This is a genomic window from Mesorhizobium sp. M0174 (genome assembly GCF_040322275.1).
Classification (GTDB): Bacteria; Pseudomonadota; Alphaproteobacteria; order Rhizobiales; family Rhizobiaceae; genus Mesorhizobium.
Genome location: NZ_JAMYTB010000004.1, coordinates 302,262 through 328,806 on the forward strand (window position 1 = coordinate 302,262; position 26,545 = coordinate 328,806).

Here is a 26,545-nt window from a genome sequence, read left to right on the forward strand (position 1 = left end):
CGCCATCGTGTGAATAACCCTGCACGGAGAGCGAGGTTCCTTGCTGCCGAAGCAGCCTTGCCGCTACGGGCCGGCTTCACCAAGTACAGTTGATGCCACCACTCAAGACATCGGCTGCAGCCCGTCAGGGCGATCTCTTTGCCGCCACCGACGACCTGCCGGAAGGATTCCGCTACCGGCCCGAACTGATCACGCCGGAGGAGGAAGCAGCGTTGGCAAGCCAGCTCGACGGCCTGCCTTTTCAGCCCTTCGACTTTCACGGCCATCTGGCAAACCGGCGGGTGGTCGGCTTCGGGCTGCGTTACGACTACGACCGGCGCGAAGTCGTCGAAGCACCGCCGATACCCGGCTTTCTGCTGCCGCTCAGGGACAAAGTTGCAGCCTTTGCCCGCCTGCCGGCCGAAACCTTCGTGCAGGTGCTGATCAACGAGTACCGGCCGGGCGCCGGTATCGGCTGGCACCGCGACAAGCCTCATTTCGAAGTGGTCGCCGGCGTTTCGCTGCTGGCCGCCTGCAGCTTCCGCCTGCGCCGGAAAAACGGCACGCGATGGGATCGCAAGACGGTCACCGTCGAGCCAAGATCAGCCTATTTGATGACGGGTGCTGCGCGCAACGAATGGGAGCACAGCATTCCGCCGGTCGCCGAGCACCGCTATTCGATCACATTACGCACGCTGCGCGCTCAAAATTCGCTTGGGATAGCGCCGTAAGGCAAGCCAGGCGCCGCCCTGAAGTACTGAGCCGATACGATTTCATCGGTCGCCATGCCGACCGGCCAAATCCGCCAGCATGGCGCGCTGGCCTTTCAGGATCTTGAGGTTGGCTTCAGGCAGGGAGAACCAGCCCGCTCTGTCGACTTCGGCAAATTCCTTCATCGAGCCGGACCTTGGCGGCCATTCCATGACGAAGGTGTTGCTGCTTATGGCGTCGCTGTCGAAGTCCGCTTCGACGCACCATGCGACGACGAGCTTGCCGCCCGGCTGCCGATAGCTGCCAAGGTGTTCGAAAACTCCATCGATGGCGACCCCGAGCTCCTCTTCGGCTTCGCGTTTTGCCGCCGCCAGTTCGTCTTCGTTCCCGTCGACCAGGCCCTTCGGGATCGACCATGCGCCGTCGTCCTTCTTCGCCCAGAATGGGCCGCCGGGATGCACCAGCAGCACCTGAAGTGAACCTCGGTTTTGGCGATAAATGAGCAACCCTGCGCTGCGTTTGGCCATTCCGCTATTCCCCTGACGAAAATGAACCGAATGTTCTCGTCCGGGCCGGCGTATGGACCAGCCTGCCACGGCGGAACGATTTCGGCTCGCAGCCGTTCCGTCCGTTCGGCAAATGAGTGATTGACATGGCGACGCCGCGAGCTGCCTGGAAGGGCTTTATGAAAGTCGGATCGGTTTCCTGTGGCGTCAAGATCATCGGCGCCGTCAGCGAGGCCGAGAAAGTGCATTTCAGGATCCTGAACCGCAAGGACGGTCTCCCGGTCAAGAGCGCTTATATCGACGAGGAGACCGGCGATACGGTGGAGGCTGCCGACCAGGTAAAGGGCTATGAAGTCGAGAAGGGCGAATTCATCCGCATAGAGCCGGACGAAATCAAGAAACTAAAGATGGTATCGCAGCACACGCTCGAGATCGGCGAGTTTGTGCCCACCGCCGAAATCGACGCACGCTACCTCGAAAAGCCCTATTATCTGGTCCCGGCCGACGCGCCCTCCACGGAGGCCTTCGCGGTGATCCGGGACGCCATGGCCAGGAAGAAAGTGGCAGCCCGCTCCTGCGTCGTGCTGTACCAGCGAGGCCGAGAGGTGCTGATCCAGCCGCTGGGCAAGGGCATGGTGATGACGGAATTACGCAACCACAATGAAGTGGTCGCAACCGACGCGGTGTTCGAAGGACTGAAGGCTCGCAAGGTCGATCCCGAGATGCTGGAAATCGCGCAATTGCTGATCGACAAGAAGCCCGCCAAATTCGACCCGTCGAAGTTCGAAGACACTTATGAACAGGCGCTGGTTGCGATGATCGAAGCCAAGCGCAAGGGCAAGAAACCGCCCAAGCCGGCACCTGCGCCGAGGACGAATGTCGTCAACCTCGCCGATATTCTGCGCAGAAGCCTGGCGCAGGAAGGCGGCAAGGCTCCTAACAAAGGTCCGGGAACGGCCGCGAAACGCAGATCAGCCTGAATGTCCGAAAGCGGATCGAACGGAACCGAAAACGCTCGCGCGCATTTAGATGACGTAGCAATCCGTCGGCAAGCCAAGCGGAGCGGGGGACTGGTGGACGTCGTTGAACTAAAGACTGGCGGAATCCCGCAAGTTTCCTCCGCCGATCTGATGCAGGCGTTGCCTGTGGCTGTCTACACCACCGACAGACAAGGCTACATCTCGTTCTTCAATGAAGCCGCTGCCGATCTCTGGGGATATCGTCCGGTTATCGGCCAGGACCGCTGGTGCGGATCATGGAAGCTTCGTCACCTCGACGGACGGCCGATGGCGCACGACGAATGTCCGATGGCCGTTGCCTTGCTGGAGGAGCGGGACGTTCTTGGGGGCCGGGCGATCGCCGAGCGGCCGGACGGCCAGTTCATCCCGTTCAGCGCGCATCCGGTCCTGCTTCGCGATGCGAACGGCGAGGTCGTCGGCGCCATTAACACCCTGCTCGACCTGCGCACCCAGGCGCTGGCTGACGACGCCAGCATAAGGCTCGCTGCCATCGTCGAATCTTCGATGGACGCGATCGTGTCGAAAGACCTGAACGGCATTATCACCAGCTGGAACGACGCGGCACAACGCCTGTTCGGCTACACGCCCGCGGAGGCGATCGGTCGCCCGGTGACGATGCTCATCCCGCCCGACCACCTGGATGAGGAGACCATGATCATCAGCCGCATTCGCGCCGGCGAACGGATTCCTTCATATGAGACTATTCGGCAGCGCAAGGACGGCACCCTGGTTCCGGTTTCGCTCACCATCTCGCCGATACGCGACGGCATTGGGCGTATCGTCGGCGCTTCCAAGATCGCGCGCGACATCAGCCCGCATAAGGACAGCGAACGGCGTATCCGCACACTCATGCGCGAAGTCAACCATCGCGTTAAAAACCAGTATTCGGTGATCGTCTCGATGATCCGCGAGACCAGCAAGCTGGCGGGTACGCCAGAGGCTTTCCTTTCCCAAGTCCGGGAACGCATCATGGCACTTTCGGAATCACACGATCTGCTGGTCGATGCCGAATGGCGTGGCGCGACCATCGGCGAACTAATCCATGCCCAGACTAAGGCCTTCGCGACACAGGCCAGGCTATCGATGAGCGGGCCGATGATCATGCTGCAGCCGAATGCGGTGCAATATCTCGGCATTGCCTTTCACGAGCTGGCCACCAATTCGGTAAAGCACGGAGCGCTGTCGCGCCTTGACGGGCGGGTCGAGGTCGAATGGACCGTGACGCCAGCCGCCGATGGCAGCGACGGCTTCCGCCTTGTCTGGCGGGAACTGGACGGACCATTGGTCGATGAAAACACGCGACGCGGTTTCGGAACGGTCGTGCTCAAACGCGTCACCCCGCAGGCGCTCAGCGGCACCGGCCGCCTGGAATTTGAGAGGCACGGCATCACCTGGACGCTGGAAGCGCCGCTGCGCTTCGTTCAGATGTCGATGGCTGGCATTGCGGCTGATTGAAGGCCGCTACCTCGGCCGCGGCTTGGAGGCCGTGTGCCAACGCAATCCCTATGGCAGCAATCAGGAGGAGCAGCGATGAGTTGGCTGGGCACCTGGCGGAACCAGTACGGGTCGGTCGTCGAACTGACCAGCGAAGAGGGCGGACGGATCAGCGGAACCTTCAGGACGGCGCTGGAGGACAGCGCCTTCTTCGGCACGACGGTGCCGCTGTTCGGAGCCTGCCATGGAGATGTCATCGGATTCACCTGCGCGGCCGAAGGGCGGGTCGGAGCCGCGGCGGTGAGCTATACCGGCATCCTCAGGAACGGGAAGCTGGAGATGCTGTGGCACACCGTTGCGGATGCCGCTTTGTCGGCGGAAAAGGAAGGGGCGCCGGCCCGAGCCAGGAAACTCCCCGCCTGGCGTGCCTTTGGAACCAGCCTCGACAGTTTTGAACGCGTCTCCTGACTATTCCGCCCGCCACCGCGGCATTCAGCTCGCAAGCGAGGCAGCAGGGTCCCGCGGCGCGTAGGAACTCGCACTGACAATGGCGCGTTGGTGCGCCAGGACATGTGCTGTTCGTTACGGGATCGACCCAATGAGCGTGCTTTATCGCGCAGCGAAAATCGCCGAACAGGCCCATGCCGGGCAGACGGACAAGACAGGGCGGCCTTATATCGAACATTGCCGCCGGGTCGTCGATGCCGTCGAAACGCTCGATCAGAAAGCCATCGCCTATCTTCACGACGTCATCGAAAAAGGCGACGGTTGGAATCGCGACCGGCTTGAGGCGGCCGGGTTCGGGCCGTCCATCGTATCGGCCGTCGACGCACTGACGCGGCGGCCGAACGAGGACGATTCCGTGTTCGTTCGTAGGGCTGCGGCCAATCCGCTGGCGTTGCCGGTCAAGCGCGCCGATCTTGTCGACAATCTATGGCAGGCACGGCAGATCGGTGCCTCGACAGAGAAATACGAAGACAGCCTGCGCATCCTTGAAGAGTTCTGACGGAAAGCTGGCGCCGTTGCCAATGTGAGTCTATTCGGTGACGTGCGGCGTATGCCGCTTGTCCTCCGCGGGATCGGCCTCAATCCGCGCCCGGCCGGGATCGAACGCGCCGTGGCGGGCGATCGCCAGTGCCGGGGTGTCGGGCGTCTCGTAGGCCCACATGAAGTCTTCTGCCGACGAGCCGACCGCATGAACACGCCAATAACTTGCCGTGCCCTTCAGCGGGCTGTGGCTCGTTGTGTTCGTCTTCTCCAGAAGGTCGAAATAGATGTCCTCGAAGGGTATGTAGAAGACAGGATCATGACCGTCTTCGTAGAGCAGCTTTGCCCGCGCGCTCGACGCAATAATGGCGTCGGAGAACCGAACGGTTACGGTTCCATCGAACGGGACGATCCTGAGCGGGCCTGAGCGGGGGGCGGAATTTGCGGCTAAGGGCTGCATTCGACTTCTCCGTTGACTGCGCTGCCCTCCCGAAACGTGTTGTTGCCCGTCAGGGTTCCAGACCGCGCGCCGAGGCCGGTGGTGGAACGGTTTTGCAAGGTCGTCGTTGTTTCAGACCTCCGCACGCGCCATAATCGCAATGGCCGCCACTCGCCGACTCAACAGCAAATGGATCACATGCTGGATCGATCGCCTACCCTTCCAAGGTCGCTTGGCGCTGCGCTGCGAAGGGAAGTGCCGCGGTTTACGGCGCCCGGCAATGAAATTTCGTGCACCACGGTTGCATCCTACAATGTGCATAAATGCGTCGGCACCGACGGCAGGTTCGATCCGGAGCGGGTCGCAGCCGTGGTCAAGGAACTCGACGCCGATATCATTGCCTTGCAGGAGGCCGACGAAAGGACCGGAAGCAGGCAGGGTTTGCTCGATCTCGCAGCGCTCGAGCGGGACAGCGACCTCGTCCCCACACATGTCCCGGAAAACCGCCGCAGCCATGGCTGGCACGGAAATCTGATCCTGGCGCGCCGCGGCGTGGTCGAAAGCGTGAACCAGATCCGGCTGCCCGGCCTTGAGCCGCGCGGTGCGGTCATCGCGGATCTGGAGCTGAAGGGCGTCTCGCTCAGGATCATAGCCGCACATTTTGGCCTGCTGCGGCGGTCGCGCTCGCAGCAGGCCAACGCGCTGGTCGAAGCCACGCACCCGGTTCTGCGGCCGACAATCCTGCTTGGCGACCTCAACGAATGGCGCGTCCGCAACAGGTCTTCGCTGCTGGCCCTGCTGCCGCATTTCGGTCCGATCGATGCGGTTCTGCCGAGCTTTCCGTCGCGCTTTCCGCTGTTTGCGCTCGACCGCATCCTGGCCAGGCCGCCGCACCTGATTTCCAGCATCGAGGTGCACAAGACGCCGCTGGCGCAGCGCGCTTCCGATCATCTGCCGATCAAGGCCCGGCTGAACCTGGACGCGATACGGCAGCCGCGACTGCAACCAGAATGAACCTGAAGGGTTGTTAGTCAGATTTCAGACGGTTTGCTTCGCTGATGTTTGTCGGTGCACTTCATGGATACAGCCATTTCGCGGTTTGCCCGGGACAAGATCGCGGCCGGCAATAGCGGGTTGCTGCTGATCGCCGACAATTATGACGCGTTTGCCGCGCGAATCCTTGCGGCGCGCAGTGCCACCAGCAGCCTCGACCTGATGTACTATCTCTGGCACGACGACCATAGCGGCCGGCTGCTGATGCAGGAGGTCGTCAAGGCGGCGGAGCGCGGTGTCCGCGTCCGCATGCTGCTGGACGACATCAATCCGCGCAACAGCGACGCCGCTTACCTGGCGCTCAACAGCTACAAGAACATCGAGCTGAGGCTGTTCAACCCCAGCGGCATGAGGAACGGCAGCATCTTTCGCTCGCTGGAGATGGTCGCCCGGCTGTTTGCGATGACCCGCCGCATGCACAACAAGGCCTGGATCGCCGACGGGAGCCTGGCCATCGTCGGCGGAAGGAACATCGGCGATGCCTATTTCGACGCTGCGGAGACGAATTTTCGCGATCTCGACCTGTTGCTTCTCGGTCCTGCCGTAGGGCAGACGATGCAGATCTTCGAGGCGTTCTGGAGTTGCGAGGCGGCAAAGCCTATCGAACTGCTCAACCCGGCTACAGCGGGCTCGCGCGCCGATTTCCTCGACAATCTCGATGCGACCGCGGACGGCCAGCTTTTGAACAGCCTCCGTGCCTGGCGCACGATCACGGAGTTCATTGTAGCGCACAGCGACGTCTGCTGGACGAAAGGCGTTCGCGTCATTTCCGATCCGCCGGAAAAGGTGCGCGGCAAGAGGCGCAGGAATTGGCTGACAAAGGAGCTGCTTCCCGCTATCGCGGCGACCAGGCAGCGCCTCGAAATTGTCTCGCCCTATTTCATCCCCAGCCGCACCGGGTTGGCCATCCTGTCGAAGTTGGTGGACCGTGGCGCCGAGGTTGCAATCCTGACCAACTCGCTCGCCGCGACGGACGTCGCCGCCGTGCACGGCGCCTATGCCAAATACCGCCGCAAGCTGCTTAAAAAAGGTATCCAGCTTTTCGAATTGCAGCCCTTCGACCGCCAGGCCAACATCTCCGTTTTCGGCTCAAAGGGAGCCAGCCTGCATACCAAGGCCTTTACGGTCGACGACACGCTGGGGTTTGTCGGTTCCTTCAATTTCGATCCGCGTTCGGTGTCGTTGAATGCGGAAATGGGCGTGCTTTTCCACGATATCAATCTGGTGATGGAGTTGCGCCGGCTGTTCGAGCACGAAAAGTCACCGCAGACGAGCTACCAGCTGGTCCTGGACAAAGGCGCCTTGCGGTGGCTCGGCTTGGCGGATGGCGAGATGCGGCAATATTCGCGTGAACCGGAGGCCAGTCTCTATCGGCGCATCGTTGCAGCGCTGGTTGGGTGCCTGCCGATCGAATCGCAATTGTAGAAGCGACGGATTTGTCGGAACGCGACTCTTTGTCGGAACGGAAATGCGGGATCACGAGTTGTAATCCGGTCCGGAGCATGCCGATGAAGACCACGCTATACAGTTTTCTTGCTGAGCTCTTGCCGTTCTGGATGGCGCATAAACGCAAAATGCGCGCCGACCGTGTCGCTGAGCGGCCGACACGATCTGCCGCAGGTGACGATGTTCGGCCGTCAGGCGACCCGAACCGCGCAACACCGGCGCGACGGCGCAACGCGTCTTAGGGCGGGATGCCTGCAAATTACACCCCGCCCCAAATGTCTGGTTAGCGACATTCTGCGACGCCAAATGATTTCGCTTGACTGCAAAGCTCTAGCTCTTTGGCGATCACGCTATCGTTAAGTATCGCTGTTTGAAATTCGGCGTTGCCAAGCATCCATTTTGCAGCACGTACGTTAATGACACTACAGTTTGCCGTTACAGGTGAGCACCATGAGTGCTAATGCGATAGAATTCTTGCAGGACTGGATTCACGAAAACGTTCATGTGCCGCCGCCTCCGATCAGGCTTGAAAAGGAGGCGGAAATCCTCGCCAAGGAATGCAAGCAAGAGGCGGCCAACGCCGGGGTACCCATCGAAGACATCGAGGAAGAGGTTGGCGACCTCAAGGATCTGCTCGTCGCCAAGCTCGAAGACGCAGCCGAGGACGAGGCCAGGCAACTCAATGGCAAGGGCAGCGACATGAATAGAACGGCTGAAGCCAGCGGTCGGGCGACACTGCAGAACAATCTGTGATTCAGGGCGGGCCGAACAAATGCGCCGCTGAGGACGCCGCAATCTCCTGGGCATTTTCAGCGGGTTCGTACTGCAGCGGGTTGCCGTGGCTCAGACTTCGCACGATCCGCTCCGGACTGAAGGAATGACGCCATGGCATAAACCTTTTCGCCGGACATGCGTTGTTGGGTTTCAAGCCAGGGAGATGACCATGCAGATGAAATCGGAAATCGCCGGCGAGGCCGCCAAGCAGCGGCATATCCAGCGCCGTATCGACGAGAAGGACAAGTCCAAATCCAATGGCAAGCAAAAAGGCGCTATGCAGGCCGGCGCCCGCAAATATCCCGAGCCGCCCTTCCCCGAGCAGCACCAGCCCAAGCCGGGGCATGAATGGGCGATCGAGCCGGCGCCGCTTTATGATGCGCCATTTTATATCGGATCGAAAAAGCTCGACGGCAAAGTGGCCGTCATTACCGGCGGCGATTCAGGCATCGGCCGTGCGGTGGCCGTGCTCTATGCGCGTGAAGGCGCCGATGTGGCGATCGTCTATCTCTCGGAGGACAAGGACGCCGAAGAGACCAAAAGGGCCGTCGAAGCCGAAGGCCGGCGCTGCATCCTGATCAAGGCCGATGTCAGCGAACGCGACCACTGCCACAACGCGGTGGCTGAGATCGTGCAGGAGTTTGGGCGCATCGACGTGCTGGTCAACAACGCCGCTTTCCAGATCCACTCCAGCGATTTCAGCGAGCTGACCGAGGAGCATTTCGACACGACGCTGAAGACCAACCTCTACGGCTATTTCCACATGGCGCAGGAAGCGGTACCGCACATGAAGCCCGGTTCGGCAATCATCAATACCGGTTCAGTGACCGGCATCGAGGGCTCGAAGCAACTGGTCGACTACTCCATGACCAAGGGCGGCATTCATGCCTTCACCCGCGCGCTCTCGGGCAACCTTGTCGACAAGGGCATAAGGGTCAACGCCGTGGCGCCGGGGCCGGTTTGGACGCCGCTCAACCCCTCGGACAAGGAAGCCGGCGATGTTTCGAAATTTGGCGCCGATACGCCGATGAAACGGCCCGCCCAGCCGGAGGAGATCGCGCCGGCCTACGTGTTCCTCGCCTCGCCGCACTGCTCGAGCTATATCACCGGCGAGATATTGCCGATCGTGGGCGGCTACTGACGGCATGTATTTCATTGCCCTGGCCACTGACTATGACGGCACGCTGGCGCATGAGGGGATCGTTGCCGAGAAGACGCTTGCGGCGCTTGAACGCTTCAAGAAGAGCGGCCGCAAACTCATTCTCGTCACCGGGCGCGAGCTGCCCGACCTCAAACGCGTCTTTCCCGAAGTCGCGATCTTCGACAAGGTCGTCGCCGAAAACGGCGCGTTGATCTACACGCCGGCCAGCGAGGAGGAGCGGACGATATCTCCGCCGCCCGCCCCCGAGCTCATCGCCAAACTCAGGAAACGCGGTGTCAAACCGCTTTCGGTCGGACGCTCGATCGTCGCAACCTGGGAACCGCATCAGGCTACCGCGCTCGAGGTCATCAAGAAATTGGGGCTGGAGCTGGAAATCATCTTCAACAAGGGCGCGGTGATGATCCTGCCCAGCGGCATCAACAAGGCGACCGGCCTGACAGCCGCGCTTCAGGACCTCAGATTGTCGCCGCACAACGTCGTCGGCGTCGGCGACGCCGAAAACGACCACGCCTTCCTGCGCGCCTGCGGCTTCAGCGTCGCCGTCGACAACGCACTGCCGGCAGTCAAGGAAACGGCGGATCTCGTGACACGCGGCGCGCGCGGAAAGGGCGTCGAGGAACTGATCGCCAAGGTGGTGGAGCGCGATCGCGAGCTTGTGCCGAGCCGCGACGGCATTGTGCTTGGCTCGGAGGACGGCAAGGAGGTGTATCTGTCGCCAACCGATACGGTGCTGATCGCCGGGAGCTCCGGCATCGGCAAATCGACCCTGGCGACCGCACTGACGGAGCGCTTCGTCGAGAGAAAGTTCCAGTTCTGCATCTTCGATCCGGAAGGCGACTACGATGGCCTCGAAGGCGCAGTCCGGCTGGGCGACGGCTCGAACGCGCCGACGAAAACGCAATTGCTCGATCTCCTGGAGAAGCCTGACAACAATCTTGTCGTGAATGGCCTGGCGCTGCGCGTCAACGAGCGGCCGGACTTCTTTGCCGACCTGCTGCCGGGCCTCGGCAGTCTTCGTTTCCGTACGGCACGACCGCACTGGCTGATCATCGACGAGGCGCATCACCTCCTGCCGAAGCGGCGCGACGATACTCCAATGGTGCTGGCGATGGAATTGCCGGGCACGATCCTGATCACGGTTCATCCGGACGCGATCTCAACCGAGGCATTGCGGCTGGTCACCGCCGTCATCGCACTCGGCCCCAAGGCGAAAAAGGTCATCAAGACGTTCTGCCGCGAGACCGGCACCGAACCGCCAAAGGACAAGGATCTGAGCTCTCCAAAAGACCAGCGCGTGCTGTTCTGGCGGCCGCAGGCGCACAAGAAACCCGCCATGGTCGAGCCAATCGAGCCGCGGCAGTCGCTCAAGCGCCACAGCCGCAAATATGCCGAGGGCCAGCTCGACGAGAAGGGCAGCTTCTATTTCCGCGGTCCCGACAATGCAATGAATCTCCGCGCCCATAATCTGATGATTTTCGCCCAGATCGCCGAGGGCATCGACGACAGGACCTGGGAACATCATCTGCGCGCCGGCGACTATTCCGAATGGTTTCGCCACCAGATCAGGGACAAGGAACTGGCGCGCGAGACCGCGGAGGCGGAGAAAGACGGCACACTTTCGGCGCAGGAGAGCCGCAACCACATCCTGGACGCAGTGCGCCGCCGCTATACCGCGCCCGCCACCGCGCCAAAGGAATAGATGCAAACGGCGCCCAGCCGTGGAACCTCATCCGCCAAACGAAATTGTGTTCTATCGGGCGCCAGATCCAATCAATGCCGAATAATTGCCCCGGAAAGAGACGATGGATGAGCAGCGACCCGGACAAGAATGGTCCTGTCTTTTCGGCGGAGCAGGCGCGGCAGGGCGAGATCATCCTGCGGACGCGGGCGCGCCGGATCATTTTCATCGCCGGCCTGGTGGGTCTCGTCTTTCTGGCATTGCTGGTGTGGTGGGTTTGAATTCCTGACGGCTGGAGCGAAATCATGAAATCACAACTTGTTGCCGAAAGCGCCGGGCAGAGAACGTTTGTGGTTGTGCTTGATCCCGGCGAAGAGGCGTTTGCGCAGCTGACGTCGTTTGCGGTCGAGCGTGGCGTCGGCGGCGCGTCGCTGACTGCGCTCGGCGCTTTCGAAAGGGCAACCGTCGGCTGGTTCGACCCTGGAGAAAGAACCTACCGGAAGATCCCCGTTCGAGAACAGTGTGAAGTGCTGAGCGCGATCGGCGATGTTGCCATCGGCGACGACGGCAGGCCCAGCCTGCACGTCCACGCAGTCCTTGGATTGAGTGACGGCACCACGAGGGGTGGTCATCTGCTGGACGGAATCGTGCGGCCGACGCTCGAGGTCACATTGGTGGAGACGCCTGGCCATCTGCGCCGCAGGCATCATCCCGAACTCGGCGTCGCCCTGATCGACCTGGAGCCTTGATCCGAGCCGATCACTTCGTTGATTTGACTGCGGCCGTTTCGGGTACACCCTCCCAACCGAAGGCGCTGCGGCCGCCGAGCAGATGCGATTGCTCGAACTCCCCGGCGACGATTTCCTTCAGGCTTGGGCCGGTGACATAGCGCTCGACCTGCCGCGACTGGTCGTCCAGCCGCCGCAAGGCGCCGATCTCTTCGTCACGGCCGAGCCTGGCCTTGTGGACAGCCGACTTCAGCACGCCGATCGTCTCGTCATAGACTTTCAGCGGCACAGGGAACGGGTGCCTGTCCTTGCCGCCATGCGCCAGCGAGAAGCGTCCTGGATCGGAAAAACGGCACGGCGCGCCATGCACGACTTCGGCGACCAACGCCAGCGCCCGCACCGTGCGCGCGCCGACATTGGGCACGAGGAGAAGCTCGGCGAAATCCGTCGGACCGCGCTCAGCCGCCGCGGCGATATTGCCGTGCAGGCGGCGCATGACGACATCACTTTCGCGCACATCGTGGTGCGCCGGCATGACCAGATGCGGCAGCAGCTTTTGTGCCGGGTCCGGCGCTGGCGCCGAACCCCGCTCCAAAGCGGCAAGTTCCCTCACGATGCGATCCGGTCCAAGGTCGTGCAGAAGGTCCAGTTGTCCCTGGCGCGACGCTTCGGCGCGGCGGTCGGTCAGGTTGACGATCTCGCCCTGATTGGCGCCCTCGATGGCAGCATGCGGCTGGTCGACAAAGCTCTTCAGGCCCTCGGACAGCCAGTGATAGCGGCGCGCCACCTTGCTGTCGCCGTTCATGCCTTGCTGCACCACCACCCACTTGCCGTCGTCGGTGACGATAAAGCCGTGCAGATAGAGATCGAAACCGTCCTGGACCGCGGCGCTGTCCACCTTGGCGACAAGCCGGCTGGCAGTCGCGAGGCCTTGCCCGTCGAGACCGACACGCTCGCCGATCAGGGCGAGCTCATGCGGGGTCTTGCGCGAATGCGCGCCGCGGCCGCCGCAAACGTGGATGCCGAGTTCGCCGGAAAGCGGCGACAGACCGCGCTTCAACGCTCCGACGACGCTGGTGGTGATGCCGGAGGAATGCCAGTCCATCCCCATCACGGCGCCAAAAGACTGGAACCAGAACGGATGCGCCAGCCGGCGCAGCAATTCATCGCGGCCGTAATGGTGGATGATCGCCTCGCACATGACCGCGCCAAGCCGCGTCATGCGGTCGCCAAGCCATTTCGGTACGCGCCCGCCGTGAAGTGGGAGATCAGCACTTCCCGATCGCTGTGCCACGGTCTTTTGCTTGCTCCTTGAGTCCTGCCTCGACAGATAGGTATCGAAAGGGGTGTGGAGAAGCTATGGCCTGATTCAGGCCGCGATCGTTGCAAGCCGCCAGCTACCGGGCAGGTTCGCTGAGGAGATCAAACTTCTGGATCTCGCAATGCTCGCCCACCGATTCCAGCAGATCTATTGGCGGTGCGCCAGTGTCCGGCCGCCTCCAACTGATCTCGAACGAGAAAACAGGGTCTTTGATATCCGGGCGCCTCTCTATCGCGACGAGGCGTGCCCGGTAACCAAGCGGCCCGATCATCGTATCGAGTTCCTGTCGGGCTGCGGCCTTCCAGGTCACTGCCAACTGGGCGTGGTGTTCGCGCGAAATTCGAAGATCCACCCATTTCAGGACGAGCAAGGTGGCCAGCGTCAGTGCCGTGCCGGCCGCGCCCAAGCCGTATTGGCCACCACCGAAAGCCAATCCGATCGCCGTCATCACCCACAATGTGGCCGCCGTGGTGACGCCGCTGACAAGACTGCCACGGCGAAGAATGGCGCCACCGCCGATAAAGCCGACCCCGGTCAGCACGCCCAGCGGAAAGCGCAAGACGTCCATCGATGCAAACGAATCCGGGTGCTTGCCAACGGTTCCCAGCAGAATGCTGGCCTGGACCATTGCGATGGCAGCCGCCAACCCTACCAGCACGGTGGTGCGTAGCCCCGCCGCGTGCCCGCGCGCCTCCCGGTTGAGGCCTATCAACAGGCCGGCGAGTGCGGTCAGAAGCAGTCGTGCCGCGATGTCCTGCCAAACCGGAACAACGAGGAGCATCGCGGTCACCCGTCGGGCCAGGCGCTGCTGGCCAGGAATAGCGCCATGGTCAAAGCGAACAAGGGCAAGAGCGTCTTCATCGCAAATTCTTTTTGTCGATAAGCAACAAACGATGCGCCTGGATTTTGGTTGCGCCGCCGACGATTCACCCGGCGATGGGCAGCGGCGGAACAAAACCTTCGGCCTGCGGGTTGGTGGGTTCACGCCAACGAAGGATTTGCAGTCATGGTCCGCTTGCTGCTTGCTGGAGCCGTCGCTTATCTGGCCTATCGCATCACCAAGGAGATCGGTGGGTCTGGCGAGGTCGATCCGCTGTCGCCTTCAGCCGACCAAGCCGGCCGCAAGGCGCCGAGGCAGCAAAGCGGGGCACAGAGGAATGGCCGACGGCGGTAGCGAATGCCGTAGCGGCGGCGCGGGCCAGCCATGACCGCATTTCCGTTGCCGCTCGACCTTCGTCCGATGGAAGCCAAAGCCGCCGATGCAATTCCTGGCGACGACGGGCTTTGGCAATACGAGCCGAAATGGGACGGGTTTCGCTGCCTCGTGTTCAAGGGCGACGATGCCGTCGATCTGCGTGCAAAATCGGGCAAGCCGCTCGGCCGCTATTTTCCCGAGCTCGTCGGGGTGCTGCGCGATGTGCGCTCGCGACGGTTTGTTGCCGACGGCGAGATCGTCATCGAGGTCGACGGATCGTCCTCGTTCGAGGCCCTGCAAATGCGCCTTCATCCCGCCGAAAGCAGGATCCGCAAGTTGAGCCTTGAGACGCCCGCCAGGCTGGTCCTGTTCGATATGCTGGCCGAACCCGGCGGCAGGATCATCATCGAAGAGCCTCTCACCACCAGGAGGCAGGCGATTGAGGCCTTTGTCGCGACGGCGGCACGGCCCGAACTGCACCTGTCCAAATATACGCACGACGCCGCCACCGCCGAGCGCTGGCTGCAGGGCGCCGGCCACGGCTCCACCGACGGTGTTGTTACAAAACTGATAGCCGGGCCATACCGGCCCGGCGAGCGCGCCATGGTCAAGGTCAAGCGACTGCGCACTGCGGATTGCGTGGTCGGCGGCTTTCGCTATCTCGCCGGCAGCAACGAAGTCGGATCCCTGCTGCTTGGCCTCTACAATAACGAAGGCAGGCTGGACCATGTCGGGTTCACCTCGACCATCGGCAAGGACGACAGGGCAGCATTGACCAGACGGCTGGAAAAACTGCGGGCCAAACCGGGTTTCACCGGCAAGGCGCCGGGCGGACCAAGCCGCTGGAGCACGGAGCGGAGCGGACAATGGGAACCGATAAAGCCTGAACTGGTGGTCGAGGTTCGGTTCGACCATGTGACAGGGGACCGGTTCCGGCACGGGACAAAGCTGTTGCGCTGGCGGCCGGACAAGGAGCCCCGGCAATGCACGTTCGAGCAGATCGAGTAAGTCCGCTCCGAGGCACCGCTTCAAGGCTCTAGCTGCCCGCTCTATCGTTCATGACGGACCAATGCAAAATTCACCGGTTCGCCGCGGCCAACCGAGCCTTGGCAACATTTCCGAGGCTCGGTTGCGGTTTTGAAATCAAGCGGCTTCTTGCATTGCGCGTTCGTTGACACCGCTTTCGCCGAGCTTGGAAAGCGCTTCGTCGGTCGCGACCTCTTCCTTGAGAGTTGCCCTGAGCAGCTCGACAACGTCGCTCTTGCCAAGTTCTTCCGCCCACGCGATCAAAGTGCCGTAGCGAGCGATCTCGTAATGTTCGACAGCTTGCGCCGCACCGACAAGCCCGGCGTCGAGCGCGGGAGCACCATTATACTCCTCGAGCATTTCCGAGCCCTCTTCGATGATGCCGTCAATCGCCGGACAGGTTTTGCCGCGGGCCGGCTTGCCGAATTTCTCGAACACCTCCTCGAGGCGGTCGACATGTCCTTCGGTTTCCATGCGGTGTTTCTCGAAAGCGGCGGTCACTTCTTCCGACTCCGCGCCCTTGGCCATTTTGGGCAGCGCTTTCAGTATCTTCTTCTCGGCGTAGTAGAGGTCTTTGAGCCCGTCGAGGAACAGATCCTCAAGGCCCTTGCTTGCCGCCTTCGCGGCCTTTTTCGTGGTCGCCATGATCCTCTCCCGAATGGTTGGTGCCGCCTCGCAAAGTGGAGGCGTCCGATAACCCTCCGACCGGAAACAAGTTCCCTGAAGCGACGGGAGCTTTGAAAATTTTTCCGACCCGCGTGTGGTGTCGCAAGGGCTCGACCTGCGGCAGCAATCGGCCAGGAAAGCGCCGTCAGCGCTCGCCGATATGCTCGAACAGGCGGGTGTATTCGGCCTCGGCCAAGCCGTAGCCGCCATCTGCCAGTGCGACGAGACCATCGCGGTCGCGGATGATAATTTCGCCGCGGCGGGACCGGATGAGCCCTCGCCCCTCAAGCAGCTGCAGCGCGACCGTGACACCCGGGCGCCTTACGCCAAGCATGATCGACAGGAATTCGTGAGTGATCGTCAGCCGGCCGCCGTCCACCCGATCGTCACACATGAGCAGCCAGCGCGCCAGCCGGTCTTCAAGTTTCGATCGCGCGTTGACCAGCGCGGTAAAGCCAGTCTGTACATGCAGATATTGCACGTAGCGCAGCAAGAACAGCCGCAGCGTCGGGCTTTGTGTCAGCGCCGCTTTGAACGGCTCGGCGTCGATCTTGGCGGCTTCTCCCGCCAGCTGCACATAGCAATCATGGACCGTACGGTCGTCGCCCATTATCAGGGCCGAGCCGGTCATACCTTCCAAGCCGACAAGGCCAACTTCCGCATCGCTGCCGTTCGGCATTTTCGCAACCACGGAACCGATACCCTCCTCGAGGAAATAGATGGCCTCGATCGGCGATCCGGACACTTCGAGCGATTGCCGTAACTCCAGCGAACAGCGCTCGATGTGCGGCTCGAGAGATGCGAAATCGCCGGCGCTCATTCGGCGCAACAGCTTGTTTTTGTATGGATTTCTATTGGAATATGGATTCTTATTGGAAGTTGCTGGATCAGACATAGCTGGGCCCAAAACAGGGCAAGAGCTTTTTTATCTCCCAGCCGTCCGCGCCCGGTATAACCTGCGAACGATAGCGCTTATATAAGCACTGAAAGGTATGGAGCCTACTAAATAAAAAAATGAATCGATGCACGGCAGTTCTCCTGCCGCTTGCCTACGAAAACATCCGACTGAAAGTTAGAGTCGGAAACGTACCAAAGACGGTTTGGTACGAAAACGACAATTGAGATCGCCGGGCGCAAAAGAGCCCGTCGCGAGGGATGCAACGGGCTCCATTCGGGCGTCGTGGGCTACGCCCAGTGATCCAAATGAGGGTGGGTTGGATCGCAGCAACAATGCAGGTGCGAGACAGTCGTTCCCAAACTGTCTGCTTGGTAATTTCTGTACATTGAGTTTGGACGAGAGCGGCGCTAATTGAATTGGAGTCGTCCACACAGGCATGGCGAGTGGACGCTAGAAAGACGCTTCGCGCTTTCGCCCTTTTCAAGGGAGGATGGCATGTCGATGCAAGGTGCAGCAACTCCAGCCGAACTGAGCGTGCTGAGAAAAGCGCTCGACGACTGCTGCCGCGAGTTGGGTGTTGCGGACGACAGTCCTGTCCGCGAGCGGTTGGCAGCCCGTATCATGTCGCTGTTCAACGAGGGTGTGCTCAGCGCCGATCTGAAAGAAGCGCTGGCCGCCGATCGCCAACACTAAGCTGCTGCTATGGTGGCGTCCTCGGCGCCGAAAGGTTCGGCACCGAGTCGCCCTTTCTGGCCAGGGCCCCGGTTTGCCAAGGATACTTGGAATCTTGTCTTTTCACGACAAAACGCCCGGCGCTTATTACCAGGCGGCAGGCGTTTTTGTCGCGAGCGTGACACTAACGCGTGTCGCGCTTGACCGGCCTCATGCGATGCACTTTAGGTTCCTGTTTTATGCATGTCGTTATCACAAAACCGCTGCACACCCTCGGGTCAAGCCCGGGGGCATGCTTTTGCGCGACATGCCTCAAATGCGCCCAAGCAGGACCAGGATAATGACGATAAGCAGCACCAGGCCGAGGCCGCCACCACCGTAATAGCCGGTGCCATAGAACGGTCCGCCGCCCAAGCCGCTGAAGCCGCCAAGCAAGGCAAGGACCAAGATGATGATGAGAATGGTTCCAAGGCCCATGATGTCTGCTCTCCTTGTTTGCGCTGCCGCCATTCGCATCAGCGCGTCGCATTGTACAAAGGTATGAACTCGCAAGGAGCATTCCTGTTCCGGCGGGACGGTAAGGCGTACACTCATGCGGCAAGCAAAATGCCGGGCCGTGCCGTCAGAAAAGTCCACAGATGCATGCCTGCAGAGAATGGCATGGCGGCCGCCTTGAACACCTGAGAACATGCTGAAATTCATGGGGAATTTGTCGGAACCTTCGCCCGCCCGAACGGTTGTTTTCTTAGTCGCAACGCGACGACCCTCGTAAAAAGGAGAAGCATCATGTTCACGAAAATTCTCGCAGCTTCCGCGCTTACGATCGGTCTGGCCACGTCAGCGATGGCCCAGAACGTCGGCGATCCCTCCGGAGACGCTACCGACGGCAGCGGGCGGACGATCGTGGTCCCGGATAATGGCGGCCCTGACAGCGGCACGGATTCGACCATCACCAACAGCATTCGCGATTTCTCAACGACGAATTCGAATGCCGACCGGAATTGCCCGCCAGGCCCGCAGGGGGCTCTGCCCGATGCGACCGGCAAGGCTCCTGGCACGATGGCCCCGACGCTGAACGACAACCACTGCGGCAAGTAAGCGCCCGGTGATCACAGCACCAGGCCGCGGAGCATAGGCTCCGCGGCCTGTTGGTTTTTGCCGCAAATTAGCGCCTAACGGCCGCGGTGGTCAAAACTGACCGCGATCTCCCGACCGTCCAACGCGCGAACGATGAAGCCAACCAGCTCCTCGTCGGTTTGCCGGAACCAGGGAAAGCGTCTGCGCAAATCGGCTATGACGACGGTGGTCGAGAGAATATCGCCGGAATGGTAGTCGGCCATGACGGTATGAATGGCTTTGTCGGTATCCATACCAAGCGGCGACTTGATCTGCCCCACGGAAGCCTCCACCCATCTCTCCCGGCCAACGATAGCAAGACCGCGGCAAAGCGAAAGAGCTTGTACGATTGCGTACGATCTCGCCGCGTGCGTTGCAATTTGCGGGACGCAGCCGGCGTCCTTTGTTTTGCGTTTCCAAACTATTGTCTGGCGTCGCGGCGGCTCTGGCGCCACGACCAGGCAACCTCGCTGCAGCTTCCGCGTTGAGCCATCGAGGGATGACATCAGCCTCGGAGAGCTCCCATGAAAACACTTCTATCCATCACTGCGGCAGCGATGATGGCCGGCGCGCCTTTGGTTGCTTTTGCCCAATCGGCGACGCTGACGCCTCTAACGACCGACACCATGAGCAAGGTTGACACTGCGACGTTCGTCAAGACGGTGCCCATCGCCAATACATTCGAAATCGAATCGAGCCGACTTGCGCAGACGCAGGCGAAGGCCGACGACGTAAAAGCCTTCGCGGCGCAAATGGTCACGGACCACACCAAGGCCGACGAGGAGTTCAAGGCGGCGCTCAGCAAGGGTCAGACGACTTCGGCCACCGCGCCAGCCGGCCCGCCGCTGGACACCAAGCACCAGGCGCTGCTCGACCAACTCAAGGAGGCCAGCGGGGACAGCTTCCAATCGAAATACATCGACATGCAGACCCAGGCGCATAAGGAAGCGGTGGCGCTGTTTTCCGCTTACGCAAATTCCGGCGACGATCCGGCGATGAAGGAATTTGCCAAAAAGACGCTGCCGGTGCTGCAAATGCACGAACGTCACGTGAAGGATCTCGCTGCCGCGCATCAATGAGGGCGACGACCGCCAGCGGTTTCGCCAACGGAGACGCCGGGCTTGAAGGGAGCGGCTGTCGTCGGCCCCGGGAACAAAGTACCGAGAGTGCCGTTATTCACTTGGCCTATTCCCGGGAGGATCCAATGGGAGGCGGCATTCGCGAGGCGCCGAGGGCAGTAGAGCTGGGTTTCGGCGCCGTTCCGATTGCCGCTGTCACAGGCTGAATCGATTTCCGGCCGGGACAGGTTACCATGCGCTACGGCGAGATATTTGCAAACGCAACGGCGCTCTTGTTGCTGGCGCTGATGGTTGGCGGCATCTTCATCTTGTTTGGAGAACCGCTGTGGCCGCGGCACTACGCGAGAATGGTGCTGGTCCCGAATATTGATGCCATGGCCACCGCGTCATTCCGAACAAGGTGCGCTCCAAGTCCATGCCTGCCCGACACCATCGATCAGACCATGCTGGCTCCTCGCCCCGAGGACGGACCGTGATCTGCGATTTGCAGACGCTGCAACGCTGTGGAGCGGGATGCGGTAAGGCCCGCCGCGCAAGTCGCGCCGCGGGCTTACCGGTGCAATCAAACGGTCTTGCAAACCGTCCGGCTACAACTAGGTCAGGATAAGCACGATCTTGTAGGTATTCGGATCGACGATGACGATCCGGCCATCGGCCAGCACGAAATATTCATAGGATTCGTAAGCCGGAACGATCTTGACGATGCGCGCCGGCAGACGATGCAGCCGGACCTTCTTTCGCGGAACCTCGACGCCGACAGAGATGTCGAAATCGACATTGGAAACCGGTTGGACATTCGTTTCCTTGATGACCTGGGTAATTTCTGTCTTCTGTTCAACGGTCACATTGCTGATGGAAGCGGTCGAACTCTGGTCCTGCGTCTGCGTAGAGGCGTTGCCCTGAGTCTGCTCGCTGGTCGTGGTCCCAGTCTTGCTCTGAGCCTGCTCCTCGGTCTTCATTTTCGTGTTGCCTTGGGCCTGCTCGGTAGTGGTGGTTCCGGTTTTGCCCTGGGCCTGCTCGTCGGTTTTCATTTTGGTGTTGCCCGTGGCCTGCTGGTCAGTCGTGGCGCCAGCGTTGCCCTGAGCTTGCTCGTCGGTCTTCATTTTCGGCTTGCCCTGAGCCTGCTGGTCAGTCGTAGCGCCAGCCTTGCCCTGGGCTTGCTCGTCGGTCTTCAGCTTTTTGTTGCCCTGCGCCTGTTGTTCAGTCGTAGCGCCGGCCTTGCCCTGGGCCTGCTCGCCCATCTTTGCGCCATTTGGACAGTTGGCAGTGCCGGCTGCGCAATTGGCGCCGGACTGGTCGTCGGTCGACTGCTGCGTCTGGGCAAGTGCCGCTCCGCAGCTGACGCTGATTGCTAGCATGCTGGTAATCAGAACGCCTTTCATGAGAGATCTCCTTGGAAAATGCGTCCCTTCACCGCGTAAAACTGCGGCTAAAAAACTTTGTTCCAAATTAACCGAGCGAAACGGCAAGCGATCCGAGCGGCGGAACAAGCTTTGCCCGGTGACGTTACCGACCTAGCGACCCCGCTGCGAACGGCATGACGCGGCGCAGCGCAGAGGTGGCTCACGACGAAAGGAGACGATCATGAGAATGCATCTTTCCGCGGCTGCGGCTGGGTTCTTGCTGCTTGCGGGTGTTGGCGCCGCTGCGGCCCAGGACGTGGTCATCGAACCGCAGCAGGAGACGATCGTACGCGAGTATGTGAAAAAGCAGCCTCTGGCGTCCGTCCAGCTTCCCGGCGTGGAGCTCAATGTCGGCTCGACACTGCCCGATACCGTCGAGCTTCATGAAGTTCCCAGCGTCAAATACCGCTACGTCGTCGTCGACAATCGGACCGTCCTGGTCGATCCTGGCACGCGCAGGATCGTGAAGGTCATCGAGTGAACAAGCGCGTCGCTTTGAAGGGACATGCGGCGCGTCCAGCATTGTCGACATCCCAGACTGCTGCCCTTGTTGGGCATTCCGACGCAGAAAGGCCCGCCGTTCCGACGCACGGCGGGCCACATAGCGAGTCACCACGCCAGGCGGCAGGGTCCTGTGCTCGCCAGGCCAGAAACTTTGAGAGAATATTCCCGGCTCCTCATCTGGTGTGAAATACTGTTCTTTGATCTGGCGATCAGCATTTCCGATGATGCCCGCAAGGCTTCGCATTCCGCCTGGCCGCAACGATTGCAAAACCGATGAGATTGACCATGCCTGGGAACACCAACACTTTGCTTCAATTCTTCTCGGCAACTATAAGCCGGCGCGCCGGCTTCGCTGTACTTCTTGCATCAGCGGTTGCGATTGTCAGCCTTGCTGCGCCGTCGTTCGCCGAGGACAAGACGGCGGTCAAGGTCGGCATCATGAGCGGCGAGGACGAGGACGTCTGGCGCGTCGTCACCGCCCAGGCGGCGGAGAGGGGCCTGACGATCGAGACCGTGGTGTTCAACGACTATACCCAGCCGAATGAAGCGCTCGAGCGTGGCGAAATCGACGCCAACGCCTTCCAGCACAAGCCCTATCTCGACAACCAGATCAAGACGCAGGGCTATCACATCGTCCCGGTCGGCTATACCGGGGTCTGGCCGATCGGCCTTTATTCCAAGAAGTACGCGAATATTGCCGACCTGCCCGAAGGCGCGGTCATTGGCGTGCCGAACGACCCGTCCAATGAGGGCCGCGCACTGCGCGTCCTGCAGAGCGAACATCTGATCAAGCTCAGGGAGGGCACCGGCATTCTGGCGACGACCGCCGACATCGCCGAAAACCCGAAGCACTTGGTCATCAAGGAGCTGGACGCAGGCATCGTCGGGCGCTCGGTGGAAGACCTCGACGGGGCCGTAGTCAACACGGATTGGGCGCTTAAAAGCGGCCTCACACCGGAGAACCGCATCGCCCAGGAGGCGGTGGCCGACAATCCCTATCGCAATTTCATCGCGGTCAAGGCCGGCAATGAAAACCAGCCCTGGGTAAAGACATTGGTCGCCTCCTATCAGAACGAAAAGGTGAAGGCCGAATTCGACCGGGTCTACAAGGGAACCGGCATCAGCGCCTATTGATGCCGAGCTCGACTGGGCGCTGAAGCCCGGCATGATAAAGCGGTCCGCGCTTCAACGCGGACCGCGATCGCGTTTGCGGGACACCAATACAGGAACTTTTATGAACCAGCATTTCGCCTCGGTCACCGAAGTCACGCATCCCGTCGGCGGCCGCTCCGCGGGACCGAACGACGTCGTGCGCCTCATCGAGCTGAAGCGCCGTTTCGGCGCGACAGCGGCGCTGGACGGCGTGTCGCTCAGCGCGCGCCAGGGCGAGATCCTCGGCATCATTGGCCGTAGCGGCGCCGGTAAGTCGACGCTGATACGCTGCCTGAACGGCCTGGAGCGGCCGGATTCAGGACAGGTCTTCATCGAAGGCCGCGACATCAGCCGGCTCGGCGAGCGCGAATTGCAGCCGCTGCGCCGGCGCATCGGCATGATCTTCCAGCATTTCAACCTGCTGTCCGCCAAGACGGTCGAAGACAATGTAGCGCTGCCGCTCAAGATCGAAGGCCGGCCCAGGGCCGAACGCCTGGCGCGCGCCGCCGAGCTGCTCGAGCTTGTCGGCCTGTCGGAGAAGGCGAAAGCCTATCCGGCGTCTCTGTCGGGCGGGCAGAAGCAGCGCGTCGGCATTGCCCGGGCGCTTGCGGCGCGCCCGGTGCTGCTGCTGTCGGACGAAGCGACCTCGGCGTTGGACCCGGAGACGACGCGCTCCATCCTTGCCTTGCTCAGAGACATCAACCGGCAGCTCGGCCTGACCATCCTGCTGATCACGCACGAGATGGAGGTGATCCGTTCGATCGCCGATCGTGTCGCGGTGATCGACGCTGGGCGGATCGTCGAGCAAGGCCCGGTCTGGTCGATTTTTGCGGACCCCAAGTCGGCGATCACGCAGAGCCTGCTCGGCGGCATCCGGCCGCAATTGCCGGCGGAGATCGCAAGCCGGCTAACGCAGAACGCCGGTGTGGAGGCGATCCTCAGGATCGACGTGGCCGGTGAGGCCGCGCGAAGCCCGCTTTTGTCCGATCTTGCCTCGGCAGTTCCCGGCTCGTTCCGCCTCGTGCATGGCGGCATCGATCACGTCCAGCAGCAGCCTGTCGGGACACTGTTCGTTGCGGTCGCCGGCAGCAATGAAGCTCACCTGGCAGAGGTGATCGCGTTCTTGAAAGCCCGCCAAGCGCGGGTGGAGGTGCTTGGCCATGTCGCCGGTTCTGTTTGAGCTTCTCGTCCGTTCGATCTGGGAAACGATCCTGATGACGGCCGCCTCCGGCCTCATCTCGCTGGTTTTCGGGCTGCCGCTTGGCCTGGCGCTGGTCGCCACCGACCGCGGCGGCATCGCCGAAAACCTGTGGGTGAACCGCGCGCTTGGCGCTGTCATCAACGGCTTCCGCTCTGTGCCTTTCATCATCCTGCTGGTTGCGCTGATCCCGGTGACGCGGCTGATCGTCGGCACCTCGATCGGCACCTGGGCAGCGATCGTTCCGCTGTCGATCGCGGCGACGCCCTACTATGCCCGGATCGCCGAAGTGTCGCTGCGTGAGGTCGACCACGGGCTGATCGAAGCGGCGCGCGCCATGGGCGGCAACCGCTGGACGATCATTCGCGAGGTGCTGGTGCCGGAAGCGCTGCCCGGCATCGTCGCCGGCTTCACGGTGACGCTGGTGACGCTGATCGGCGCCTCGGCGATGGCCGGCGCCATCGGCGCCGGCGGTCTCGGCGACCTCGCCATCCGCTACGGCTACCAGCGCTTCGAAACGTCAGTCATGATCGCCGTGGTCATCGTCCTGATCGTCCTGGTCTGCGGCATCCAGTGGGCCGGCGACCGGCTGGTCGCGAGGCTGGATCACCGCAACTGATTGTTGGCCGCAAATGAGGGAATCCGAGGCCGCGCCGTCATCCGGCGCGCCTCTTTTCCGTGGCCGCCCGGTCGATCCCCAATCCATCCGCCGAGAGAGCGACCCCGAACTTTTCGGCGGCTTCTGCGGGCGTGTAATAGCCCAGCGCGACATCCCTCGCCACCAGATCGGCGTCCCGCTGCAAGGGATCACCATAGCCGCCGCCGCCCGGCGTGCCGACGCGCACGCGGTCGCCGGCTTTCAACGCGATGTCCTGCTCCTTGGACAGGTGCGGCGGCACATGTTCCTTGCCGTCGTGGAACACGGTCACCGTGTTGACCGCGCCGCCCTTGCCGCCGAGCGCGCCTTGCGGGCCGAAGCGGCCGTGGTCCATGACGAAAGAGGCACGTGCATCGCCGCGCAGGATTTCCACCTCATAGGCAAGCCCAAAACCGCCGCGATGCTTGCCGGCGCCACCGGAGCCTTCGCGCAGCGCATAGTGGCGGTAGAGCACCGGAAAGGCCTGCTCCATGATTTCGACCGGCGGCGACTTGGAGATGCCTATGGTCGAGCAGCCATTGGTCAGTCCGTCGTGATCGGCGTTGCCGCCATAGCCGCCGCCGGAAATCTGGTACATGACGTAGTCGCGGCCGCGCGCCGGGTCGTTGCCGCCGAGTGCGAAATTGCCGCTGGAGCCGGCCGGAGCCGCCGTCACCCTGTCCGGCAGAGCCTGCACCATCGCCGCGAACACCGCCTCGGCGATGCGCTGCGAAACCTCGGCTGCGCAGCCCGATACAGGGCGCGGATATTTGGCGTCGAGGAAGGTGCCTTCCGGCCGCTTGACGATTAGCGGTTCGAAAGCGCCGGCGCTGATCGGCACATCCGGGAAAATATGGCGCATGGCGAGATAGACCGAGGACAAGGTCGTCGCCAGAACGCTGTTCATCGGCCCGGCGCAGGGTTTTGATGAGCCCGAGAAGTCGAAGCTGAGCGTGTCGCCTTTTTTCTCGACTGCCAGCGCGATGATCAGCGGCTCGTTTACCACGCCGTCTGAATCGACGAAGGCCTGCGAACGATAGATCCCGTCGGGAATGGCCGATATGTTGACGCGCATCTGTTCAGCGGCGCGGCGCCGCAATTCGGCGATCGCTTCGACAACCGTTTCATCTCCGTAACGATCCAAGATTCCGTTGAGCCTGTCCTGGCCGATCAGCAGTGCCGCCGCCTGCGCGCGGATATCGCCAATGCGCTGGTCGGCAACACGGATGTTGGAGCAGATGATGGCGTAGATCTCCGGGTCGAGCACGCCCTTCTTGAACAGTTTCACCGGCGGCAACCGCAAGCCTTCCTGCTCGACCGCCGTTGCCGAAGCGGAGAAGCCGCCCGGCACCGAACCGCCAATGTCGGGCCAATGGCCGGTGTTCGACAGCCAGCAGAAGATCTTCCCGTCCCGGTAGACCGGCATGGCGAAGCGCACATCCATCAGATGGGTGCCGCCGAGATAAGGATCGTTGACGATGTAGATATCGCCTGGCTCGGGCGGCAGGCAGCGTCCGTCGGCGATCATCTCGATCACCGTTTTGGTCGAATACTGCATGACGCCGACGAACACCGGCAGACCCTGGCTGCCTTGCGCGATCAGCGAACCATCGAGCGCCGAATAGATGCCATCCGAACGGTCATTGGCCTCGGCGATAACAGGCGAGAACGCGGCGCGCGAAAACGTCAGGTCCATTTCGTCGCAGACCTGCTGCAGGGCCGCCTGGAGGACCGAAAGCGTAATAGTGTCGAGCTGCGCCAT

Annotated in this window: 32 protein-coding genes; 22 read left to right on the forward strand and 10 right to left on the reverse strand. The window is 61.8% G+C overall.

All coding sequences use genetic code 11. The features are described from left to right. Positions 1-92 precede the first annotated feature (92 nt). On the forward strand, positions 93-710 hold the full coding sequence (locus NKJ13_RS10960) for an alpha-ketoglutarate-dependent dioxygenase AlkB (protein ID WP_352777721.1): 618 nt from the start codon (positions 93-95) through the stop codon (positions 708-710). Positions 711-752: 42 nt separating this feature from the next. Here NKJ13_RS10960 and NKJ13_RS10965 read toward each other — a convergent pair whose 3' ends face one another. Beyond that, positions 753-1,217, reverse strand: a complete 465-nt coding sequence (locus NKJ13_RS10965) for an NUDIX hydrolase (RefSeq protein WP_352736897.1) — start codon at positions 1,215-1,217, stop codon at positions 753-755. Positions 1,218-1,342: 125 nt separating this feature from the next. Here NKJ13_RS10965 and ku point away from each other — a divergent pair, with 125 nt between their 5' ends. The 4 genes from ku to NKJ13_RS10985 all read left to right on the forward strand — a co-directional run bounded on the left by ku (position 1,343) and on the right by NKJ13_RS10985 (position 4,655). Then, positions 1,343-2,176, forward strand: a complete 834-nt coding sequence (gene ku, locus NKJ13_RS10970; RefSeq protein WP_352476937.1) for a non-homologous end joining protein Ku — start codon at positions 1,343-1,345, stop codon at positions 2,174-2,176. Between the two features lie 93 nt (positions 2,177-2,269). Further along, entirely contained in the window at positions 2,270-3,670 is a 1,401-nt protein-coding gene (locus NKJ13_RS10975; RefSeq protein WP_352736899.1) for a PAS domain-containing HWE histidine kinase family protein, read from the forward strand. Positions 3,671-3,745: 75 nt separating this feature from the next. Then, positions 3,746-4,117, forward strand: coding sequence for an avidin/streptavidin family protein (locus tag NKJ13_RS10980; protein WP_254815773.1), 372 nt, complete (start codon positions 3,746-3,748; stop codon positions 4,115-4,117). Positions 4,118-4,247: 130 nt separating this feature from the next. Beyond that, positions 4,248-4,655 (forward strand): HD domain-containing protein, encoded by a 408-nt coding sequence (locus NKJ13_RS10985; protein WP_352507046.1) that lies wholly within the window; start codon positions 4,248-4,250, stop codon positions 4,653-4,655. A 30-nt stretch (positions 4,656-4,685) separates the two neighbouring features. Here NKJ13_RS10985 and NKJ13_RS10990 read toward each other — a convergent pair whose 3' ends face one another. After that, positions 4,686-5,096, reverse strand: a complete 411-nt coding sequence (locus NKJ13_RS10990) for a DUF427 domain-containing protein (RefSeq protein WP_352507047.1) — start codon at positions 5,094-5,096, stop codon at positions 4,686-4,688. Positions 5,097-5,273: 177 nt separating this feature from the next. Between NKJ13_RS10990 and NKJ13_RS10995 the strand changes: the two genes are divergently transcribed. The 7 genes from NKJ13_RS10995 (at position 5,274) to NKJ13_RS11025 (ending at position 11,937) form a co-directional block, all read left to right on the forward strand. After that, positions 5,274-6,089 carry an endonuclease/exonuclease/phosphatase family protein gene (locus tag NKJ13_RS10995; RefSeq protein ID WP_302893445.1) on the forward strand — a complete coding sequence of 272 codons (816 nt, stop codon included), beginning with the start codon at positions 5,274-5,276 and terminating at the stop codon, positions 6,087-6,089. 63 nt (positions 6,090-6,152) lie between these two features. Beyond that, positions 6,153-7,553, forward strand: coding sequence for a phospholipase D family protein (locus NKJ13_RS11000; protein ID WP_352507048.1), 1,401 nt, complete (start codon positions 6,153-6,155; stop codon positions 7,551-7,553). A 471-nt stretch (positions 7,554-8,024) separates the two neighbouring features. Next, positions 8,025-8,327 carry a hypothetical protein gene (locus NKJ13_RS11005; RefSeq protein WP_352507049.1) on the forward strand — a complete coding sequence of 101 codons (303 nt, stop codon included), beginning with the start codon at positions 8,025-8,027 and terminating at the stop codon, positions 8,325-8,327. 190 nt (positions 8,328-8,517) lie between these two features. Beyond that, entirely contained in the window at positions 8,518-9,489 is a 972-nt protein-coding gene (locus NKJ13_RS11010) for an SDR family oxidoreductase (RefSeq protein WP_254815767.1), read from the forward strand. Between the two features lie 4 nt (positions 9,490-9,493). Continuing rightward, complete coding sequence (locus tag NKJ13_RS11015; protein ID WP_352686262.1) at positions 9,494-11,209, forward strand: HAD family hydrolase; 1,716 nt, start codon at positions 9,494-9,496, stop codon at positions 11,207-11,209. 107 nt (positions 11,210-11,316) lie between these two features. Then, entirely contained in the window at positions 11,317-11,469 is a 153-nt protein-coding gene (locus NKJ13_RS11020) for a peptide ABC transporter permease (protein WP_254815765.1), read from the forward strand. Between the two features lie 24 nt (positions 11,470-11,493). Then, positions 11,494-11,937, forward strand: coding sequence for a PPC domain-containing DNA-binding protein (locus NKJ13_RS11025; protein WP_352507051.1), 444 nt, complete (start codon positions 11,494-11,496; stop codon positions 11,935-11,937). Positions 11,938-11,947: 10 nt separating this feature from the next. Here NKJ13_RS11025 and NKJ13_RS11030 read toward each other — a convergent pair whose 3' ends face one another. Both NKJ13_RS11030 and NKJ13_RS11035 read right to left on the reverse strand, forming a co-directional pair. Beyond that, entirely contained in the window at positions 11,948-13,210 is a 1,263-nt protein-coding gene (locus NKJ13_RS11030; RefSeq protein ID WP_352507052.1) for a DUF763 domain-containing protein, read from the reverse strand. 103 nt (positions 13,211-13,313) lie between these two features. Continuing rightward, positions 13,314-14,018: an MgtC/SapB family protein gene (locus NKJ13_RS11035; protein WP_352476927.1), complete on the reverse strand. Its 705-nt coding sequence runs from the start codon at positions 14,016-14,018 to the stop codon at positions 13,314-13,316. 225 nt (positions 14,019-14,243) lie between these two features. Between NKJ13_RS11035 and NKJ13_RS11040 the strand changes: the two genes are divergently transcribed. Next, positions 14,244-14,411 (forward strand): hypothetical protein, encoded by a 168-nt coding sequence (locus NKJ13_RS11040; protein ID WP_352507053.1) that lies wholly within the window; start codon positions 14,244-14,246, stop codon positions 14,409-14,411. Positions 14,412-14,441: 30 nt separating this feature from the next. Beyond that, the gene (locus NKJ13_RS11045) at positions 14,442-15,440 is read left to right on the forward strand and encodes an ATP-dependent DNA ligase (protein WP_352507054.1); all 999 of its coding nucleotides are present in this window, start codon (positions 14,442-14,444) and stop codon (positions 15,438-15,440) included. Positions 15,441-15,575: 135 nt separating this feature from the next. Here the strand turns inward: NKJ13_RS11045 and NKJ13_RS11050 are convergent, their stop codons facing one another. After that, the gene (locus NKJ13_RS11050) at positions 15,576-16,103 is read right to left on the reverse strand and encodes a YciE/YciF ferroxidase family protein (RefSeq protein WP_254815759.1); all 528 of its coding nucleotides are present in this window, start codon (positions 16,101-16,103) and stop codon (positions 15,576-15,578) included. 166 nt (positions 16,104-16,269) lie between these two features. Further along, entirely contained in the window at positions 16,270-17,019 is a 750-nt protein-coding gene (locus tag NKJ13_RS11055) for a Crp/Fnr family transcriptional regulator (RefSeq protein WP_502896173.1), read from the reverse strand. Between the two features lie 498 nt (positions 17,020-17,517). On the opposite strand from NKJ13_RS11055, the gene NKJ13_RS11060 reads away from it, so the two are divergent. Beyond that, on the forward strand, positions 17,518-17,715 hold the full coding sequence (locus NKJ13_RS11060; RefSeq protein ID WP_254815757.1) for a hypothetical protein: 198 nt from the start codon (positions 17,518-17,520) through the stop codon (positions 17,713-17,715). A 291-nt stretch (positions 17,716-18,006) separates the two neighbouring features. Here the strand turns inward: NKJ13_RS11060 and NKJ13_RS11065 are convergent, their stop codons facing one another. Then, a complete protein-coding gene (locus NKJ13_RS11065) occupies positions 18,007-18,171 on the reverse strand; it encodes a DUF3309 family protein (RefSeq protein WP_023677107.1) in 165 nt (54 codons plus the stop codon). 309 nt (positions 18,172-18,480) lie between these two features. On the opposite strand from NKJ13_RS11065, the gene NKJ13_RS11070 reads away from it, so the two are divergent. Then, positions 18,481-18,792 carry a hypothetical protein gene (locus NKJ13_RS11070; RefSeq protein ID WP_352507056.1) on the forward strand — a complete coding sequence of 104 codons (312 nt, stop codon included), beginning with the start codon at positions 18,481-18,483 and terminating at the stop codon, positions 18,790-18,792. 74 nt (positions 18,793-18,866) lie between these two features. Here NKJ13_RS11070 and NKJ13_RS11075 read toward each other — a convergent pair whose 3' ends face one another. After that, entirely contained in the window at positions 18,867-19,103 is a 237-nt protein-coding gene (locus tag NKJ13_RS11075) for a hypothetical protein (RefSeq protein ID WP_352686251.1), read from the reverse strand. A gap of 231 nt (positions 19,104-19,334) precedes the next feature. Here NKJ13_RS11075 and NKJ13_RS11080 point away from each other — a divergent pair, with 231 nt between their 5' ends. Together NKJ13_RS11080 and NKJ13_RS11085 are read left to right on the forward strand one after the other, a co-directional pair. Beyond that, a complete protein-coding gene (locus NKJ13_RS11080; RefSeq protein ID WP_352507057.1) occupies positions 19,335-19,889 on the forward strand; it encodes a DUF4142 domain-containing protein in 555 nt (184 codons plus the stop codon). A 233-nt stretch (positions 19,890-20,122) separates the two neighbouring features. Further along, the gene (locus tag NKJ13_RS11085) at positions 20,123-20,365 is read left to right on the forward strand and encodes a polymerase (protein ID WP_254815753.1); all 243 of its coding nucleotides are present in this window, start codon (positions 20,123-20,125) and stop codon (positions 20,363-20,365) included. 117 nt (positions 20,366-20,482) lie between these two features. Here NKJ13_RS11085 and NKJ13_RS11090 read toward each other — a convergent pair whose 3' ends face one another. Next, positions 20,483-21,271 (reverse strand): DUF1236 domain-containing protein, encoded by a 789-nt coding sequence (locus NKJ13_RS11090; protein WP_352686247.1) that lies wholly within the window; start codon positions 21,269-21,271, stop codon positions 20,483-20,485. A 202-nt stretch (positions 21,272-21,473) separates the two neighbouring features. On the opposite strand from NKJ13_RS11090, the gene NKJ13_RS11095 reads away from it, so the two are divergent. The 4 genes from NKJ13_RS11095 (at position 21,474) to NKJ13_RS11110 (ending at position 24,765) form a co-directional block, all read left to right on the forward strand. Further along, a complete protein-coding gene (locus tag NKJ13_RS11095; RefSeq protein ID WP_254815751.1) occupies positions 21,474-21,773 on the forward strand; it encodes a DUF1236 domain-containing protein in 300 nt (99 codons plus the stop codon). 308 nt (positions 21,774-22,081) lie between these two features. Then, positions 22,082-22,930, forward strand: coding sequence for a MetQ/NlpA family lipoprotein (locus tag NKJ13_RS11100; RefSeq protein ID WP_352736901.1), 849 nt, complete (start codon positions 22,082-22,084; stop codon positions 22,928-22,930). A gap of 100 nt (positions 22,931-23,030) precedes the next feature. Beyond that, positions 23,031-24,128: a methionine ABC transporter ATP-binding protein gene (locus NKJ13_RS11105; protein ID WP_352736903.1), complete on the forward strand. Its 1,098-nt coding sequence runs from the start codon at positions 23,031-23,033 to the stop codon at positions 24,126-24,128. Next, the gene (locus NKJ13_RS11110) at positions 24,109-24,765 is read left to right on the forward strand and encodes a methionine ABC transporter permease (protein WP_352476918.1); all 657 of its coding nucleotides are present in this window, start codon (positions 24,109-24,111) and stop codon (positions 24,763-24,765) included. The genes NKJ13_RS11105 and NKJ13_RS11110 overlap by 20 nt, the downstream gene beginning before the upstream one ends. Before the next feature lie 37 nt (positions 24,766-24,802). On the opposite strand, the gene NKJ13_RS11115 is transcribed toward NKJ13_RS11110, so the two are convergent. Next, positions 24,803-26,545 carry a hydantoinase B/oxoprolinase family protein gene (locus NKJ13_RS11115; protein ID WP_352736905.1) on the reverse strand — a complete coding sequence of 581 codons (1,743 nt, stop codon included), beginning with the start codon at positions 26,543-26,545 and terminating at the stop codon, positions 24,803-24,805.